The following is a 17,128-nucleotide window of genomic DNA, read 5'->3' on the forward strand; positions in this document are numbered from 1 at the left end:
ACCGGCTTCGACGTCGTGCGATGAGCGGCGCGACCGCGACCGAAACCGGACGCTTCGATCCGCGAACGAGATCGAAGCATCCCGGACTGCTCTCAATCGCCCAACAGCTTCAACCCGGCCGGCAGCGTTTCGCCGAACACGCGCACCGTATCGGCTTCGTCGAACGCGACCGCTTCACGGACCCTGTCGATCCACGCCGCCGATGCGCTCGCGGCCGACAGGCGCTTGATGACGGCCTCCCGCGTATCGTCCGGTAGATCGCGTGAGCGATCACCCGTCATCCGCGCAATCTGTGCAGCCGCGAACGCAGCCGGCTCCACCTGTTTCCAGTCGAGCGCGAACAACGCGTCGAGCCAGCCGATGACGATTTCCGCCGGCACGACACTATGCGCGCTGCCATAGAACGGCCGGCGCGCACCGATCCGCCCGAGCGCCCACGCGCACAACGCACGTTCGGCCGGCTTCTGCAATTGCGCGATCAGGCGCTCGGCCAGCTCGACCTTGCGCTCGACAGGCAGCCGCTCGAGCGACGCGGACAACCGCGTCATGTCGGCCGGCCCGACCTTGGCCGGATCGAACGGCAGCTTGCGCCGCTTGTCGTCGGACGGTTCGAGGAACGCGATCGCGTCGCGCACCTGCGTCTGCGCATCGTCGTCGAGGCCGCCGGCCACGCGCCGCCACAGCGTCCACCACTCGGACCACACCTGCGCGTCGGTCACGTATTGAATGCCGTCGTCGAACAGCGGCCACAGCTGCTCGATCCGCCATGCGTCGAGCGGATGGCCGAAGCCCGGACGCAGGCAATACCCGGCGAGATTCAGCCACGCGCGCTCGTGATCGGCCGAGCGGCGCCGCCGCCGCGCCCGCGCGAGCAATGCGTCGAACAGTTCACGCGCGAGCGCGACGTCCCAGTCTTCGCGCGCGCCGAGTACCTGTTCGAGTTGCGCGCGCAACCGGCGCGTCTCCTTCGGCGTGACGCCCGCGGCCTTGCTGCCGAACGAGCGCTCGATCAGCTCGATCGCCTGGTCGAGCCGCGGATGCCGGCTGGGCGAGGCATTGTCGCCGTGAACCGGCGCATCGCCGCGCAACTGGAACTCGAGCCGCCAGCGGCGCGCCGCATCGTCGGTCGCGATGCAATGCATTTCGAGCGTGCCGACCTCGGTCAGCGACGCAGTGAGCTTCACCGGCGTTTCGCGCGCGTCGCCGCCCGCCTTCGCGTCGACGACCGTCGCGATCGGCGGCAGCCGCACGAAATCGCCGCCGTCGAGATCGACGAGATCGCCGGGCCGGTACTTCGTGTCAGCGACCGTCGACACGAGGTGAAAACGCACCGGCTGCCCGAGCTGCAGCGCGAACGTGCGATCGTCGAGCCGGATCTCGCGGCCTTCTTCCGCGCCGCGCGGCAGCAGACAGACGCCGCGTGCGGCAGCCCCCTCGGCGCCATCGTCGAGCACGAGGAAATAGCTGCGCGCGGAGCCGCCGCCGATGCGCGGCGCATGGCCGGCACGCGCGAGCCCATAGGCCACCGCGCCGCGCGCGACGGCCACGTCCGGATGCGCGTTGTGCAGCACGTCGAGCGGGGCGCCGCGCCACGCACCGAGCGTCTGCGCGAGACGGCCGGCGAGCGCGCCCGCGCGGAACACGCCGCCGTTGAGCAGCAGCGTGTCGGGCAGCGGGCCTTGCGCATGACGGTTCAGGAACGCGGCGACGTGGCGCGTGACGGCCGGGTCGCTCGCATACGGCAAGCCGAATTCGACGATTGCCGCGCGCGCACGGCGTGGCAATTCGCCGGCCTCGACCTGCGGAAAGAACCCGTCGACGACGACCTGCTCGACTTCCTGCCGCGTCAGCTCGGCCGAGCGCGCGCCGCCGACGAGCTTGCTGCCCGCGCCGAGCAGCGTGACGGTGACGGACGCCGGCGCGTCGTCGCCGAGCAACCGCTCCTTCGCCGCGCGGCAGCGCTCGACGAGCTGCGACAGGCTCGCGGCCGACAGCCGCGTGCCGGGCTCGGTCAGCCGCGATTCGACCAGGCGCGCGAGCGCGAGGTCCATGTTGTCGCCGCCGAGCATCAGATGGTTGCCGACGCCGACGCGCGTAAAGGTCGGCTCGCCGTCGTCGCCCGGCGCGACGTCGACGAGCGTGAGGTCGGTCGTGCCGCCGCCGACGTCGCAGATCAACACGCGCCGCGGCGCGGCGAACGTGTCGCGCAACGTCGCGCGCTGGCCGTACAGCCAGTCGTAGAACGCGGCCTGCGGTTCTTCGAGCAACCGCAGCGCCGGCAGTTTCGCGCGTCGCGCGGCCTCGACGGTCAACGCGCGCGCGCCGTCGTCGAACGACGCGGGCACCGTCAGGATCACGTCCTGCTGCGCGAGCGGCGCATCGGGAAAGCGCGCGTCCCACGCGTCGCGCACATGCGCGAGATAGCTCGCGCTCGCATCGACCGGCGATACCTTGTCGACGCCGTCGGCCGCGCCCCACGGCAGGATCGCCGCGAGCCGGTCGACCGACGCGTGCGACAGCCAGCTCTTCGCGCTCGACACGAGCCGGCCCGGCACCTGCGCGCCGAGCGTGCGCGCGTAGCGGCCGATCACGGCCGGCGGTGCATCGGTCTTGGCCGATTGCGCATTCGCCTTCGTGTTGGCCTTCGGATCGGCCGCCCACGGCAGCCGCAGCGCGTCCGGCGGCAGCTCGCCCGCCGCCGGGTGATAGCGCACCGACGGCAGCAGCGGCTGCGCGGCCACCGCGCCGGGGCCGACCAGTTGCTCGACGTCGAACACGCGGATCGCGTCGGAACCGGCCTCGACGTACGCGACGACCGTATTGCTCGTGCCGAGGTCGATGCCGACCGTATAACGCTTCATCGCGCTCAGGCGGCGCCGCGCACGTCGAACTCGACCTTCCAGCGCTCGTTCGTGCCGCTCGGGATCGCCTCGAGTTCGAGCGTGCCGGCTTCGGTCACGCGCGCATGCAGCTTCACCGGCACGACTTCGCCGACGGTGCGCCCTTCGGCGGGCAGCGTCGCCTGGATTTCCTCGAGCTCCTGCAGCTCTTCCGCCGACCAGTAGTCGAGCAGCGTGCCGACCTGATCCTGACGGCGCACCGACGACCCGAAGAAGCGGAACTGCACCGGTTCGCCGACGACGAGGCCGAACTCCTGCGGCGGCAACGCCGCGTCCGCCCCTTCCTCCATCCCGAACGGCGCGACGCACAGCGCCTGCACCGGCGGCTCCAGCCCCGGCACCGCGGGCATCGCCGATTCGATCGCGACGTAGTACGCACGTGCCGTGCCGCCGCGAATGCGCACGCCGCGGCCGCGCTTCACGTAGCCGTAGTACGCCGCGCCGCGCGCGACCGCGAGATCGAGATCCGCGCCTTCGAGCAGGCGCGCGGGCGGCGCGCCTTCGGCGGCGAGCCAGCCGTTGAGCGTGTCGAGCACGCGCTGCGTGAGCAGCGTCGACTTGAACACGCCGCCGTTGAACAGCACGGCGGTCGGATGCAGGAACGTCGCGCCTGGCGGCAGCGTGCGCTGCACGCCTTCGAGCGTGTCGAGCGCCGCGACCTGGCGGCCGAGAAACGCCGCCAGATGGCGTGTGATGCCGGCGTCCTGCGCATACGGCAGGCCGAGCTGCGTCAGGCCGACGCGCGCGCGGCTCACCGGGCGCGCGGCCGCATCGACTTGCGGGAAGAAGCCTTCGAGGATCGTCTGCGTCAATTCCGCGCGCGTGAGTTCGGTGCGGATCGACCCACCGATCAGCTTCGAGCCGCGGCTCGGCACGACGAGCGGCACCGCGTCGGTCGTCGGGTCGGACAGCAGCGTTTCCTTCGCCGAGCGGCACGCGTAGGTCAGCGCGCGCAGTTGCCACGGATCGGCCTGCGTGCCCTGCTGCGCGAGCTTGCGTGCGACCACGTGCGCGAGCGCGAGGTCCATGTTGTCGCCGCCGAGCAGGATGTGCTCGCCCACCGCCACGCGATGCAGTTCGAGATTGCCGTCGCGCTCGACCACCGCGATCAGCGACAGGTCGGTCGTGCCGCCGCCGACGTCGACGCACAGGATCAGGTCGCCGACCTGCACCTGCTTGCGCCAGCCGCCTTCGCTCTTCTGAATCCAGCTGTAGAGCGCCGCTTGCGGTTCCTCGAGCAGCGTCATCCGCGAATAGCCGGCGGCGCGCGCGGCCTCGGCCGTCAGTTCGCGCGCGGCCGGATCGAACGACGCGGGGATCGTGACCGTCACGTCCTGGTCGGCGAACGGCGCGTCCGGATGCGCGTGGTCCCATGCTTCGCGCAGGTGCGTGAGATAGCGGATCGAGCTTTCCAGCGGCGACACGCGCGCCACTTCCGGCGGCGCATCGCTCGGCAGGATCGCCGCGCGGCGATCGACGCCCGGGTGGCACAGCCAGCTCTTCGCACTCGACACGAGGCGGATCGGCGTGCCGGCGCCGCGCGTGCGCGCCATCTCGCCGACCGCGAACGCGCGCGAGGCCGTCCACGGCAGCGTCAGGTCGCCCTGCGTCAGCTCGCTTTCATGCGGCAGGTAGAGGAACGACGGCAGCAGGTCGCGCGATTCCAGCGCGCCCGGTGCGGTCAGCTGCGCGATCGGCAGCACCTGCTGCACGATCTTTTCGCCGTCGCTCGTGCTGCTGTCGACGTACGACAGCGCGCAATGAGTCGTCCCGAGATCGATACCGATCGAATAGCGCGGATCGCTCACAGTTCCACCTCCGCCGGTGCGATGACCGATGCGTCGTGGCTGCCCGTCAGCTTCGGCAGGCGCACGTCGGAAACACGCCAGCCGCGATGGCTGACGGTGCCCGTGAACGGCGCGGAGCCGACCACGTTGCCCGTCACGCGCACGGCCGTCGCGTCGAAGCCGGCCGGCAACGTCACGCGGCTGCCTTCGGCTTCGTCGCGCACCGGCACGATCGTGAAGTGTTCGCGCAGCGCGGCGCGGCAGCCGTCGTGCACGAGGCGCGCGGCCGCGCCGATGTCGGCGTCCGCGTAGCCAGCGATGTCTTCCTCGACGAAATCGATGAAGCGCGCATCGCGTTGCAGCAGGCCGAGCAGTTGCAGCGCCGCCTGCGGGCTCGCTTCGCGCAGCTCGGGCGCCGGCGCCTTCACCGGCGCGGGTGCGACGGGCGCGGCAGCCGGCGTCGGGACCGGCGCGACCGGTGCCGGGGCGCCATCGCGCACGCGCAGCACGCCGGCCGCGAACTCGCGGTTGCCGAGCACGGAGAAGAACGTGCCGACGGCCAGCGACAGCCGGCCGAAGAAGGACAGGTTGGATTCGGGCATGGGGTCTGGACTCCTGTGGGCTCGCGGCAGGGCGAGCGTTTCTTGCCTGGGCGCCGGGTGGCGGCGTGCGGCATGCGCACTGCCGCCGCCCGGCGCGTGATTCGAACGCGCCCTCGCGGGTGCGGAAAACCCGTATTTTGCCCTGTGGCGGGCGAACCGGGCAGAAGTTGGGGGACAGAACGTGGCGGCGTGACGGTTTCGATCGCGCCGGCGCGCGCCGAAGCGTGCGTTATGTGCGTACTGCGGGCGTGCTGCGCTGCGTCAGCGAGGCTTGCGCAGCCGCGCCGCCTTCGCCTCGAAATCGTGCGACAGCATGCCGAGCGTGACTTCGCCGAAACGCGCGAGCAGCGCTGCTTCGGCGTCCTTCAGCGCCGCCGACAGATGCGCGTTGACCGCCTGTTCGACCAGGCATTCGGGCGCGTCTTCGGACACCAGATCGGAAAACAGCGGCGGCTCGCCCACCGCGCGATAGACGTCGAGCAGCGTGATGTCGTCGAGCGCGACGCTCAGCGCCCAGCCGCCGCCGTGCCCCTTTTCCGACTGCACGTAGCCGCAATCGCGCAATCCGCCGAGCAGGCGCCGCACGACGACCGGGTTCGTGCCCAGCATCGTCGCGATCGTCTCCGACGTCAGCGGGCCGTCGGCCTGGTCCATGTGGATCAGCGCATGCAGCATGCGCGACAAACGACTGTCGGTTCTCACGGGCGGGACTCCCCTCTCTCGAAACTTCTGAAGTTGCATGAATGATACCATCGCCCTATCATGCAACCTCTCGTGTTTCATGAGTTGGCCGCCATCGGAGCACGTCTGTCCGTCATGCAGGTTCGGAAAGGAGGGGATGTATGAATGCCCATCATGAAGTGATCGTGATCGGTGGCAGCTTTGCCGGGCTGTCGGCCGCGATGCAGCTGGCACGCGCACGCCGCCGCGTGCTCGTGATCGACGCCGGCCGGCCGCGCAACCGCTTTGCCCAGCATGCGCACGGCTTCTTCGGACAGGACGGCAAGCCGCCTGCCCAGATCGTCGCCGAAGCGAGCGCGCAGCTTGCCGCATATCCGACCGTGCAGCGCATCGACGGCGACGCGCGCAGCGCAGAGCGCGACGCGAACGGACGCTTTCACGTGACGCTCGCCGACGGCAGCCGCGCGAGCGCCGACCGGCTGATTCTCGCGACCGGCATCCGCGACGAACTGCCCGCGCTGCCGGGGCTCGCCGAACGATGGGGCATCAGCGTGCTGCATTGTCCGTACTGCCATGGGTATGAGGTGAGCGGCCAGCGGCTCGGCGTGCTCGCCACGCATCCGCTGTCGGTCCATCAGGCGATCCTGATTCCGGACTGGGGCCCGACGACGTGGTTCACGCAGCGCGTGGTCGAAGCGAACGAAGAGGAAGCCGCATTGCTCGCTGCCCGCGGCGTGCGGATCGAACGCTCGCCGGTCGTCGAGATTCTCGGCGACGCGCCGCGTATCGACGCGCTGCGGCTCGCCGACGGGCAGGTCGTGCCGATCGACGCGTTGTTCGTCGGCGCGCGCACCGGCATGGCGAGCGACCTCGCGCAGCAGCTCGGCTGCGCGTTCGACGAAGGGCCGCTCGGCGCCGCGATTCGCGTCGATGCGTGGAAGCAGACGAGCGTCGCGGGCGTATATGCGGCCGGCGATGCGTCGAGCCCGATGACCAATGCGACGTTCGCATCGGCATCGGGGGTGGCGGCTGGCGTGGGCGCACATCGATCGCTGATTTTCGGATTGGATGCGTAGGCGGGCGGGAAGCGACGCGTCACATCGGGCGACGGCGCCGGGCGCGTTGCGGCCGCCCCGCGCCACGTCGATGGCTTCGCCGCGCGATCTGCGGTTTAATGCTCGACACCCTCCGCATTAAGAGCCATGAAATGCTCGACCTCGACGACCTTCGACTCGTCCGCGCGATCGGCACGTCGCGCTCGCTGGCCGCGGCAGCCCGGCTGCTCGACCTCACGCCGCCCGCGGTCACGATCCGCCTGCAACGGATGGAGGCGCGCCTGAACGCGAGGCTCGCCGTGCGGCAGCCGAAAGGCATTGCGCTGACCGACGAAGGGCAGCGGCTGTACCAGGAAGCCGTCGGCATTCTCGAGCGCGTCGAGGCGCTGCCGGTCAGCATCGCGGGCGACCACGGCGACGTGCAGGGCACGCTGCGCGTCGTCGCCCCGCTCGGCTTCGGCCGCAAGTACGTCGCGCGGATCGTGCGCGACGTGCAGCGTGCGCATCCGAAGCTCGAAATCTCGCTCCACCTGTCGGAAAGCCCGTTGACCAGCGCATCGGGGGCCGACGTGGTCGTCCATGTCGGCAGCCTCAGGTCGTCTTCGTGGATCGGCTATCCGCTCGCGCCCAACGAGCGCTTCCTGTGTGCGAGCCCCGGCTACGCGCGCCGCCTCAAGGACCTGAACCATCCGTCCGACCTGACGCGCTACGACTGCCTGTGCCTGCGTGAGAACGACGAAGACATCCCGCGCTGGCGCTTCTCGCCCGGTCGCGGCGTCAAAGGCGAATCGCGGCGGGCTACCGTCATCCGCGTCGCCGGCGCGCTGTCGTCCAACGACGGCACCGTCATCACCGAATGGGCGCTGGCCGGGCTCGGCATCGTCGAGCGTTCCGAGTGGGACGTCGCGCCGCTGCTCGCGAACGGCAAGCTCGTGCGCTTGCTGCCCGGCTGGAGCCTGCCGCCCGCGCCGGTAACGGCGCTGTTGCCGTCGCGTACCGGCCGCTCCGCGCGGCAGCGGGTGTTTCTCGACGCCGCGCGGCAGTTTCTCGATCCGCCGCCGTGGCGCGCCAACGCGTGAGCCGAGGCCACGCTCCGCGAGACTCGGCCGATTAAATTTCGCTTAATGACAAATTAGTTCCGCATTAAACACGCTGCGCGCCGACTGCCCTACAGTGTCCGCATCGGCAACCCCGCAATCGGACGCATCGTGGACCTTCACACCCTCAACACCCCGGCCGCCTTGATCGATGTCGGCCGCATGCAGCGCAACATCGCGCGCATGCAAGCGCATCTGGACGCGCTCGGCGTGCGGTTCCGGCCGCACGTCAAGACCACCAAATGCCGGCACGTCGTCGACGCGCAGATCGCGGCCGGCGCGCAGGGCATCACGGTATCGACGCTCAAGGAAGCCGAGCAGTTCTTCGCGGACGGCATCCACGACATCGTCTACGCGGTCGGCATGGTGCCCGCGAAGCTCGGCCAGGCGCTCGCGCTGCGCCGGCAAGGCTGCGACCTGAAGATCGTCGCCGACAGCCTGCCGGCCGCGCACGCGATCGCGGCCTTCGGGCGCGAGCACGGCGAACGTTTCGACGTGTGGATCGAAGTCGACGTCGACGGCCACCGCTCGGGCATCCCGCCCGAAGCCGACCTGCTGATCGACGTCGGCCGCGCGCTGACCGACGGCGGCATGCTGCTCGGCGGCGTGCTCGCTCACGCGGGCTCCAGCTACGAATACGACACGCACGCGGCACTCGTCGCGATCGCCGAACAGGAGCGCAGCCGCACCGTGCGGGCCGCGGAGCGCCTCAGGGCCGCCGGGTTGCCCTGCCCGGTCGTGAGTATCGGGTCGACGCCCACCGCGCTGGCGGCGGAACGGCTCGACGGCGTGACCGAAGTGCGCGCCGGCGTGTACGTGATGTTCGACCTCGTGATGCACAACATCGGCGTGTGCGACCTCTCCGACATCGCGCTGTCGGTGCTGACCACCGTCATCGGCCATCAGGAAGAAAAAGGCTGGGCGATCGTCGACGCCGGCTGGATGGCGATGAGCCGCGACCGCGGCACGCAGCGCCAGGCGCGCGATTTCGGCTACGGACAGGTCTGTACCGACGTCGGCGACGTACTCGATGGCTACCTGATGAGCGCCGCCAACCAGGAACACGGGATCGTGTCGCGAGCAGGCACGCCGGATACGGACATCGCGCAGCGGTTTCCGATCGGCACGCGGCTGCGCATCCTGCCGAATCACGCGTGTGCGACCGGCGCGCAACATCCCGAATACCAGGCCGTCGGCGATGACGGCGCCGCGCAAATGTGGCCACGCTTCTACGGTTGGTGAGCGAGATCCCGCTTCCATCCTGCATCCTTTGCGCATTGACTATTTGTCCATATTTGGACAAACTTTAAACACCCGATTTCGTCTCGTGCCGACCAGGCGCCCGCGACCATGCCGACCGACGCCCGCCTCCTTCTCCTCGACCGCGATGCCATCGAGCCCGCCCTGCAGGCCGGGCAAGTGATGGCGGCTGTCCGCGAAGCCTTCGTGCTGCACAGTCAAAGGGCCGGACGCGTATTCCCGGTCGTGCGCGAGAAACTGCACACCGGCGGCGTGTTCGGCATCAAGTCGGGCGACGTCGCCGGTCAGGACTTGCTCGGCTTCAAGGCCGCCGGGTTCTGGCCCGGCAACCGGGCGCGCGGCGGCGAGCCGCATCAGGCCACCGTCGCATTGTTCGATCCGGCGACGGGCCGGCCGCTGTGCATCATGGACGGCAACGCGATCACCACCGCGCGAACCGGCGCCGCGGGCGGCCTCGGGCTGCAACAGCTCGCGCGCCGCGACAGCACGCGGCTCTGCGTGTTCGGCACCGGCGTGCAGGCGCGCGTGCAGCTCGACTACGCGCTCGCGCTGCTGCCGCGGCGATGCACGGTGCAGTACGTGACCGTCAGCGGCGAGCCGGACCCGGCGTTCGAATCGCGCTTCGCCGACCGGTGCGCGATCGGCGTGGCGCGCGACCGCAACGACGCGGTCGCCCATAGCGACGTGGTGATCACCGCCACGCCGGGCGGCGGCGCGTTGTTCGACGCGGATGCCGTGCAACCCGGCACCCACCTGACGTGCGTGGGCGCCGATACCGCCGGCAAGCGCGAACTTCCGGCCGGCGTGCTGGCACGCGCGCGCATCGTCGTCGACGATCACGATCAGGCGCGCAGCATCGGCGAGTGCCAGTGGGCGCCGGATTTGCCGCGCACGGAAATCGGTGACATCCTCGCGGGTGCGGCATCGGTCGACCGTGCCGCGCACGAGATTACCGTCTTCGACATGACGGGGCTCGCGCTGCAGGACCTGACCGTCGCGCGCTTTCTGTATCGACACGCGCTCGAAAACGGCACCGGGGCCTCCGTTCCGTGGCCCTGGTAAAACGACTTCCCGCTTCCCACCGCCATGCGTCTCGCCAAAGTTTCCGCCCTCTCGTTCGACCTCGACGACACCCTGTGGCCGTTCGGGCCGTCCGTCGTACGGGCCGAGGCGACGCTTCGCGCATGGTTGATCGAACACGCGCCCAACACAGCAAGCGTGCTGCCGACGCAACAGGCACTCGCCGCGCTACGTGAGGAATACGAACGGTTGCGCCCGGATCTCGCCAGCGACTATCGCGCGATGCGAATCGGGTCGATCCGGCTCGCGCTGGAACGCGCGAACGAAGATGTCTCGCTGACCGAGCGCGCTTACGACGTCTTCTATGCGGCGCGCAATCGCGTCGAGTTCTACGAAGACGCGCTGCCGGCGCTGGCATGGTTGAGCGCGCGCTTTCCGTTGATCGCGGTCACCAACGGCAACGCCGATCTTCGGCTCACTGGCGGCGGCGAATTCTTCCGCACGACGCTCAGCGCGCGTGCATTCGGCTTCGCCAAGCCGGAACCCGAGATCTTCCACGCGGCGGCGGACGCACTCGGCGTGCGGCCGGCCGAATTGCTGCATGTCGGCGACGACTTCCATCTCGATATCGTCGGCGCGTTGAATGCGGGGCTTCAGGCCGCGTGGGTCGTGCGCGGGCCTCGGGCGGAGGAAGAACCGGCGCCGCAGCATGCGGTGACGCCGCATCTCAGGTTGCGCGATCTGGCGATGCTGTGCCGTGCGCTGGGTGCGCCCGATACGGTTTCGTGATCGTGGGGCGGGCGCGGCGCGTCACGCCGACGCCGCGCATGCCCCCCGTTTCGCTTTCACGCCGCCTTCCTCGCCTCCGCGATCCGCTGCGGCGCCTTCGGCCGCGCATACAGCCGTTCGAGATACGCGCGCAGTTGCGGAAACGGTTCGATCAAATGGCATTCGCTCGCCCAGTCGATCAGGTAGGCCGTCACGCAATCGGCGACCGTCAGCGTATCGCCGACGATGAACTCGCGCCCCTCGAGATGCGTGTCGAGAATCGCGGCCATCGTCGTGAAATCCTCGCGCGCCAGTTCGATATCGGCCGGCGAGCGCTTCTCCGGCGGATAGAGGAACGTGTGCCGCGTGATGCGCCACAGCGGCTGCTCGAGCTCCGTCACCGCGAACATGACCCACCGATACGCTTGCGCCCGCAACGCCGGATCGACGGGCAGCAGCGCCTTCTCCGGGTACTTGTCCGCGAGATACAGCACGATCGCGGCCGATTCGGGAATCACGAGGTCGCCGTCCACCAGCACGGGCACCTTGCCGGCCGGATTGAGTCGCAGGAATTCGGGGCGCTTGTGCTCGCCCTCGAGCAGGTTGACCGACACGAATTCGAAATCCGCATCCAGTTCCTTCAGCCCCCACAGCGCGCGCTGCGAGCGCGTGCCGGCAAATCCGTAAAGCTTCATCGCCAGTCTCCATCCATGAATGTCGGGAAAATGTCTGCATGCCGGACACGACGGATCGAACGAAGCGACGCGCGTCGCCCGGCATCACGCGTCGCTCACGCGCCGGGAATCGCCAGCACCGGCATCACGTCGACCGACACGCCCGGGAACAGCGTGAAATGCGGATGCCCCACGAACAGCGCGGCGGCCGCATCGTGCGACGCCGCCCGCACGACGGTGAAGCCGGTCAGCGCATTGGTCGTGTCGCGGATGCCGGCTGCGTCGATGCGCTTGGTCTTGCCGAGCGGCCCGCCCAGTTCGACGATCGCGTCGCGATGCCGGTCGACCCACGCATGCCATGCGGCGATGCCGTCGCGCTCGCGCGTGCGCCGCTCGTCGTCCGGCAGCGCGAGCCATGCCTTCATCGCCAGGCTATCCTGGCTCCCGAGAAATACGGCGAGATACAACTGTTGTTGCGCACTCATGCCTTCTCCTCCGATGACGGCGCGGCGGGCTGCCGCGCCTCGACCTTGACAAGATAGGTTGATATCAACACAATTGCAACATGGCACGAAAAGAAAAGCTTCCCTTCGAAACGACGCTGATGGTGCGCGATTGCTGCCTGTGTTTGCACATGCAGCGCGCGGCGCGCAATCTCGCGCGCATCTTCGACGACGTGCTGCGCCCGCTCGACCTCACCAACGGCCAGTTTTCGCTGCTGATGTCGTTGAACCGGCCGCAACCGGCCCCGATGAAATCGGTCGCGTCGCTGCTCGCGATGGACCGCACCACGCTCACGGCCGCGCTCAAGCCGCTCGAGCGGCGCGGCCTCGTCACGATCGTCCAGGATCCCGACGACGGACGCAGCCGCCTGCTCTCGCTGACGCCGGCCGGGCACGACCTGCTGGCCGAAGCGTTCCCGCTGTGGCAGCAGGCGCACGCCGAGATCGAGCGGCCGTTCGCGCCGGGCGAAGTCGACCAGTTGCGCGGCCAGTTGCGCGCGCTGTCGGTCGATCCGGACTCGCGCGACTGAGGCGGCGCGCGGATCGCGCTGCGGTGCTCGCGCGCACTTCCTGTCACGCGCTGTCAGCAGACATTGCGCAAGCCGGTCGCACCGCCCGATTCGGTGGCAATATCGCTCGGCACGACAATCGGTCCGCTATCCATCGGGAGACGAACATGGGCAACAACGAGAAAGGCGCGATTTTCCGGTCGCTTCACCGCGCGGGCCGGCCGCTCGCGCTGTTCAACGTGTGGGATGCCGGCAGTGCGCGCACCGCGGCCGACGCGGGCGCCGTCGCACTCGCCACCGGCAGTTGGTCGGTCGCGGCGGCCAACGGTTTCGCCGACGGCGAGCAGATGCCGCGCGCACTGATGATGGACGTGCTGGAGCGGATCGTGCGCGCGACGGACTTGCCCGTCACCGTCGATCTCGAAAGCGGCTACGGCGAGCGGCCGGAGGAAGTCGCCGAGACGATCGCGCTCAGCATCCAGGCCGGCGCGATCGGCTGCAATCTCGAAGACAGTTTTCCGGCCACGGGCGAACTGCGCGACGTCGACGAAGCGGCGACCCGCGTCGCGGCGGCCCGGCAGGCGGCCGATCGCGCGGGCGCCGACTACTTCATCAACGCACGCACCGACGTGTTCTTCACGGCGGCAGCCGATACGCACGACGAACGCTTGCTCGACGCGACGCTGGCGCGCGCCCGCGCGTATGCGGCCGCCGGCGCCGACGGCCTGTTCGTGCCGGGCCTGCGCGCGCCGGCGCTGATTCGCGCACTGACGGCCGCGTCGCCGCTGCCGGTGAACGTGATGCGCGTGTCGGAAACACCGACGATTGCGGAACTCGCCGATTACGGCGTGGCCCGCATCAGCCACGGGCCGTATCCGTATCTGCAGGCGATGAAAGCGTTGGCGGCGCTGGTCAAGCAAGGCGGGTAACGGATTCGCGGGGCGGGCGCCCTGCCGCACATCACACGACGACGTTCCGCATGATCGGCGCCCGCCTCCGCGCTTCGGTTGTCCCGCGCTTGCCGCGCGTGGGCCTCGCGCGCGGGTCGGCCGCATGAGCGACGACGGCGCGCGGCACCTGCTCGACGCGCATGCCCCGGCGCGCCGCCCCATGGTCAGGGTCTCTTGATGAAATCGATGAACGCGCGTAGCGCAGGCGGCACCAGACGTCGCCCGGGATAATACAAAAAGGGGCCAGGGAACGGTCGCCACCACGATTCGAGCACGGGTTCGAGCGCGCCGCTGTCGAAATGCGGACGCACCCAGTCTTCGAACAGATGCAGGATGCCCGTACCGGCGATCGCCGCATCGACCATCAGCTCCGTCGCGCCGCCGATCTGGACCAGCAGCGGCCCGGCGGCCGGCTCGACCCGCACGACTTCGCCGTCGCGCTCGAACTCCCACGGCGGCATCGCGCCGCTTGCGAAACGCCCGCGCAGGCACCGATGGTCGAGCAGGTCGCGCGGATGTTGCGGCCGGCCATGCCGGTCGAGATAGCCGGGCGCCGCCGCGGTCGCGAACCGCTGGATGCGCGGGCCGATCGGCACCGCGATCATGTCCTGTTCGAGCCGCTCGTCGTAGCGAATGCCCGCGTCGCATCCGGCCGCCAGCACGTCGACGAAACTTTCGTCGGCCGTCACTTCCAGCCGGATGTCCGGATACGCATCGAGAAAGCGCGGCACGATCGCCGGCAACACGAGCCGCGATGCGCTGACCGGTACGTTGAGCTTCAGCGTGCCGGCCGGTCGGCCCCGGAACTCGTCGATGCCGTCGAGCGCCGCCGCCACTTCGGTCAGGGCGGGCCCGAGACGTGCAAGCAGGCGCTCGCCGGCCTCGGTGGGCACGACGCTGCGCGTCGTACGGTGCAGCAGCCGCACGCCGAGCCGCGCTTCCAGCCGGCGCACGGCCTCGCTCAGCCCCGACGCGCTGAGGCCCGTCATGCGTGCGGCGTCGCGGAAGCCGCTCGCACGTGCGACGGCCATGAATGCGTTCAGATCGCCCAGGTCGGTTTGCATTGTTCGCCTTTTCGTACAACCCGTGCGAATTATGCCCGCTTATCGCGCAGACGCCCCGTCCTTATGCTGAATGCATTCATTCATCTCTTCGACAGGAGCAAGGTCATGCCCGATATTCGCCATACCGCCACCTTCAGGCTCGGCGATCGCCACGTCAAACGGATCGGCTACGGCGCGATGCAACTGGCGGGCCCCGGTGTATTCGGCCCGCCGAGAGATCGCGAGGCCGCGTTGAACGTGTTGCGCGAAGCCGTCGAATCCGGCGTCGACCATCTCGACACCAGCGACTTCTACGGCCCGCATGTCACGAACCGGTTGCTTCGCGACGCGTTGCATCCCTATCGCGAAGATCTCGTGATCGTCACCAAGATCGGCGCGCGGCGCGGCGACGACGCATCGTGGCTGCCCGCCTTCGCGCCCGACGAACTCGAACGGGCCGTGCACGACAACCTGCGCAACCTGGGGCTCGATGTGCTCGACGTCGTCAACCTGCGCATCATGTTCGACACGCACGGGCCGGCCGAAGGATCGATCGAAGCGCCGCTGACCACGCTCGCCGAGCTGCAGCGGCGCGGGCTCGTGCGGCACATCGGCCTGAGCAACGTCACGCCCGCGCAGGTCGCGCAAGGCCGGCGGATCTGCGACATCGTCTGCGTGCAGAACCACTACAACATCGCGCATCGCGGCGACGATGCGCTGATCGACGCGCTGGCCCGCGACGGCATCGCGTACGTGCCGTACTTTCCGCTCGGCGGATTCTCGCCGCTGCAGTCGTCGACGCTGTCCGGCGTCGCGGCCCGGATCGGCGCGACGCCGATGCAGGTCGCGCTCGCGTGGCTGCTGCGCCGCGCGCCGAATCTTCTGCTGATTCCGGGCACGTCATCGGTCGCGCATCTGCGCGAGAATCTCGCGGCGGCCGATCTCGATCTGCCGGCCGACGCGCTCGCGGAGCTCGACCGCATTGCGGGTGCCGGCGCCGCCTGACCGGCGCACGGTCGCCTGACAGCCCGTGCGACACGCGCCGCCAGGCCGCCAGGCCGGTCAGGACGCGACCACGCCGACCCGCTTCGGCACGCCGGTCACGATCGTCGCGACCGCCACCGCCAGCACGATCGCCGCGCCGACGAACACGCCCGCCGCGCCGTTCGCGTCGAACACGACGCCGCCGACGGCCGCGCCCGTCGCGATCGCAAGCTGGATCGCCGCGACGATCAACCCGCCCGCGCTCTCGGCCTCGTCGGGCACGGTGCGCGTGACCCACGTCGACCATGCGACCGGCACGCCGCCGAACGCCATGCCCCACAACGCGACCAGCACCGCGTCGATCATCGGCGCGCGGCCGAGCACGACGAGCGCGATGCCGAGCACGACCATCAACGCGGGCATGCCGATCAACATCGGCCGCAGCCGGTGTTCGAGCACGCGGCCCGCGAGCGACGTGCCGACGAAGTTCGCGATGCCGTAGCCGAGCAGGATCGCGGACAGTCCGTTCACGCCGACGCCCGCCACTTGTTCGAGGAACGGCCGCAGATACGTGAAGAACGCGAAATGTCCGGTGAACACGAGGATCGTCGCGAACATCCCGAGGCCGACGGTCGGCCGGCGCAGCACGTCGACCAGCGTGCGCAGCCGCGTCGTGCCGCTCGGCGGCATCGACGGCAGCGTGAGGGCCTGCGACACGAACGCGATGCCGCCGAGCGCGGCCGCGATCAGGAACACGTTGCGCCAGCCGATCAGATGGCCGAAGTAGCTGCCCATCGGCGCGGACGCGATCGTCGCGACCGCCACGCCGCTGAAGATGATCGACAGCGCGCGCGGCACCATCGCCGTCGGCACGAGCCGCATCGCGGTGGCGGTCGCCATCGTCCAGAAACCGCCGAGCGCGATGCCGAGCACGACGCGGCCGAACAGCAGCATGCCCAGGTTCGGCGCGAACGCGACGGCGAGATTCGACGCGACGAGCAGCACCGAGAACACGAGCAGCACGCGCCGCCGGTCGATCGTGCGCGTGAGCGCCGAGATCAGCAGGCTCGTGACGAGCGCGACCGTGGCCGTCGCCGTGACGGCTTGCCCGGCCACGCCTTCGGTCACGCCGAGGCTGTCGGCCATCGGCGTCAGCAGGCTCGCCGGCAGGAATTCGGCCGTGACGAGTCCGAACACGCCGAGCGCCATCGCGAATACCGCGCCCCAGGCCGGTTCGCGGGGGGCCGCCGTCGAGGCGGCCGAGGAGATTCCGGGATTCATGCGGGTTCCGTGTC

Annotated in this window: 16 protein-coding genes; 8 read left to right on the forward strand and 8 right to left on the reverse strand. The window is 69.7% G+C overall.

The annotated features are described in order from the left end of the window. Positions 1-92: 92 nt before the first annotated feature. From A9Z05_RS15775 to A9Z05_RS15790, 4 genes are all read right to left on the reverse strand, one after another. Positions 93-2,861 (reverse strand): Hsp70 family protein, encoded by a 2,769-nt coding sequence (locus A9Z05_RS15775; RefSeq protein WP_069618908.1) that lies wholly within the window; start codon positions 2,859-2,861, stop codon positions 93-95. Positions 2,862-2,866: 5 nt separating this feature from the next. After that, a complete protein-coding gene (locus tag A9Z05_RS15780; RefSeq protein WP_069618909.1) occupies positions 2,867-4,708 on the reverse strand; it encodes an Hsp70 family protein in 1,842 nt (613 codons plus the stop codon). Next, the gene (locus A9Z05_RS15785) at positions 4,705-5,289 is read right to left on the reverse strand and encodes a DUF2760 domain-containing protein (protein ID WP_069618910.1); all 585 of its coding nucleotides are present in this window, start codon (positions 5,287-5,289) and stop codon (positions 4,705-4,707) included. Before A9Z05_RS15785 ends, A9Z05_RS15780 begins: the two co-directional genes overlap by 4 nt. A 261-nt stretch (positions 5,290-5,550) precedes the next feature. After that, positions 5,551-5,991: an Rrf2 family transcriptional regulator gene (locus A9Z05_RS15790; protein WP_069618911.1), complete on the reverse strand. Its 441-nt coding sequence runs from the start codon at positions 5,989-5,991 to the stop codon at positions 5,551-5,553. A gap of 140 nt (positions 5,992-6,131) precedes the next feature. On the opposite strand from A9Z05_RS15790, the gene A9Z05_RS15795 reads away from it, so the two are divergent. The 5 genes from A9Z05_RS15795 (at position 6,132) to A9Z05_RS15815 (ending at position 11,191) form a co-directional block, all read left to right on the forward strand. Next, complete coding sequence (locus tag A9Z05_RS15795) at positions 6,132-7,046, forward strand: NAD(P)/FAD-dependent oxidoreductase (RefSeq protein WP_069618912.1); 915 nt, start codon at positions 6,132-6,134, stop codon at positions 7,044-7,046. 98 nt (positions 7,047-7,144) lie between these two features. Next, positions 7,145-8,104: a LysR substrate-binding domain-containing protein gene (locus tag A9Z05_RS15800; RefSeq protein ID WP_069618913.1), complete on the forward strand. Its 960-nt coding sequence runs from the start codon at positions 7,145-7,147 to the stop codon at positions 8,102-8,104. A gap of 129 nt (positions 8,105-8,233) precedes the next feature. Continuing rightward, on the forward strand, positions 8,234-9,364 hold the full coding sequence (locus A9Z05_RS15805; protein WP_069618914.1) for a DSD1 family PLP-dependent enzyme: 1,131 nt from the start codon (positions 8,234-8,236) through the stop codon (positions 9,362-9,364). A gap of 108 nt (positions 9,365-9,472) precedes the next feature. Next, positions 9,473-10,444, forward strand: coding sequence for an ornithine cyclodeaminase family protein (locus tag A9Z05_RS15810; RefSeq protein WP_069618915.1), 972 nt, complete (start codon positions 9,473-9,475; stop codon positions 10,442-10,444). Between the two features lie 24 nt (positions 10,445-10,468). Next, on the forward strand, positions 10,469-11,191 hold the full coding sequence (locus tag A9Z05_RS15815; RefSeq protein WP_069618916.1) for an HAD family hydrolase: 723 nt from the start codon (positions 10,469-10,471) through the stop codon (positions 11,189-11,191). Positions 11,192-11,247: 56 nt separating this feature from the next. Here A9Z05_RS15815 and A9Z05_RS15820 read toward each other — a convergent pair whose 3' ends face one another. Together A9Z05_RS15820 and A9Z05_RS15825 are read right to left on the reverse strand one after the other, a co-directional pair. Beyond that, entirely contained in the window at positions 11,248-11,865 is a 618-nt protein-coding gene (locus tag A9Z05_RS15820; protein ID WP_069618917.1) for a glutathione S-transferase family protein, read from the reverse strand. Positions 11,866-11,960: 95 nt separating this feature from the next. After that, entirely contained in the window at positions 11,961-12,329 is a 369-nt protein-coding gene (locus A9Z05_RS15825) for a hypothetical protein (RefSeq protein ID WP_069618918.1), read from the reverse strand. 80 nt (positions 12,330-12,409) lie between these two features. Here A9Z05_RS15825 and A9Z05_RS15830 point away from each other — a divergent pair, with 80 nt between their 5' ends. After that, positions 12,410-12,877, forward strand: coding sequence for a MarR family winged helix-turn-helix transcriptional regulator (locus tag A9Z05_RS15830; RefSeq protein WP_069618919.1), 468 nt, complete (start codon positions 12,410-12,412; stop codon positions 12,875-12,877). A gap of 146 nt (positions 12,878-13,023) precedes the next feature. Beyond that, positions 13,024-13,785, forward strand: coding sequence for an isocitrate lyase/phosphoenolpyruvate mutase family protein (locus A9Z05_RS15835; protein ID WP_069618920.1), 762 nt, complete (start codon positions 13,024-13,026; stop codon positions 13,783-13,785). Positions 13,786-13,970: 185 nt separating this feature from the next. Here the strand turns inward: A9Z05_RS15835 and A9Z05_RS15840 are convergent, their stop codons facing one another. After that, a complete protein-coding gene (locus A9Z05_RS15840) occupies positions 13,971-14,870 on the reverse strand; it encodes a LysR family transcriptional regulator (RefSeq protein ID WP_069618921.1) in 900 nt (299 codons plus the stop codon). 105 nt (positions 14,871-14,975) lie between these two features. On the opposite strand from A9Z05_RS15840, the gene A9Z05_RS15845 reads away from it, so the two are divergent. Next, complete coding sequence (locus A9Z05_RS15845) at positions 14,976-15,854, forward strand: aldo/keto reductase family oxidoreductase (RefSeq protein ID WP_069619064.1); 879 nt, start codon at positions 14,976-14,978, stop codon at positions 15,852-15,854. Positions 15,855-15,911: 57 nt separating this feature from the next. Here the strand turns inward: A9Z05_RS15845 and A9Z05_RS15850 are convergent, their stop codons facing one another. After that, complete coding sequence (locus A9Z05_RS15850; protein WP_069618922.1) at positions 15,912-17,114, reverse strand: MFS transporter; 1,203 nt, start codon at positions 17,112-17,114, stop codon at positions 15,912-15,914. Positions 17,115-17,128: the final 14 nt, after the last annotated feature.

Source organism: Burkholderia sp. A2, assembly GCF_001729305.1.
Taxonomy (GTDB): Bacteria; Pseudomonadota; Gammaproteobacteria; order Burkholderiales; family Burkholderiaceae; genus Burkholderia; species Burkholderia sola.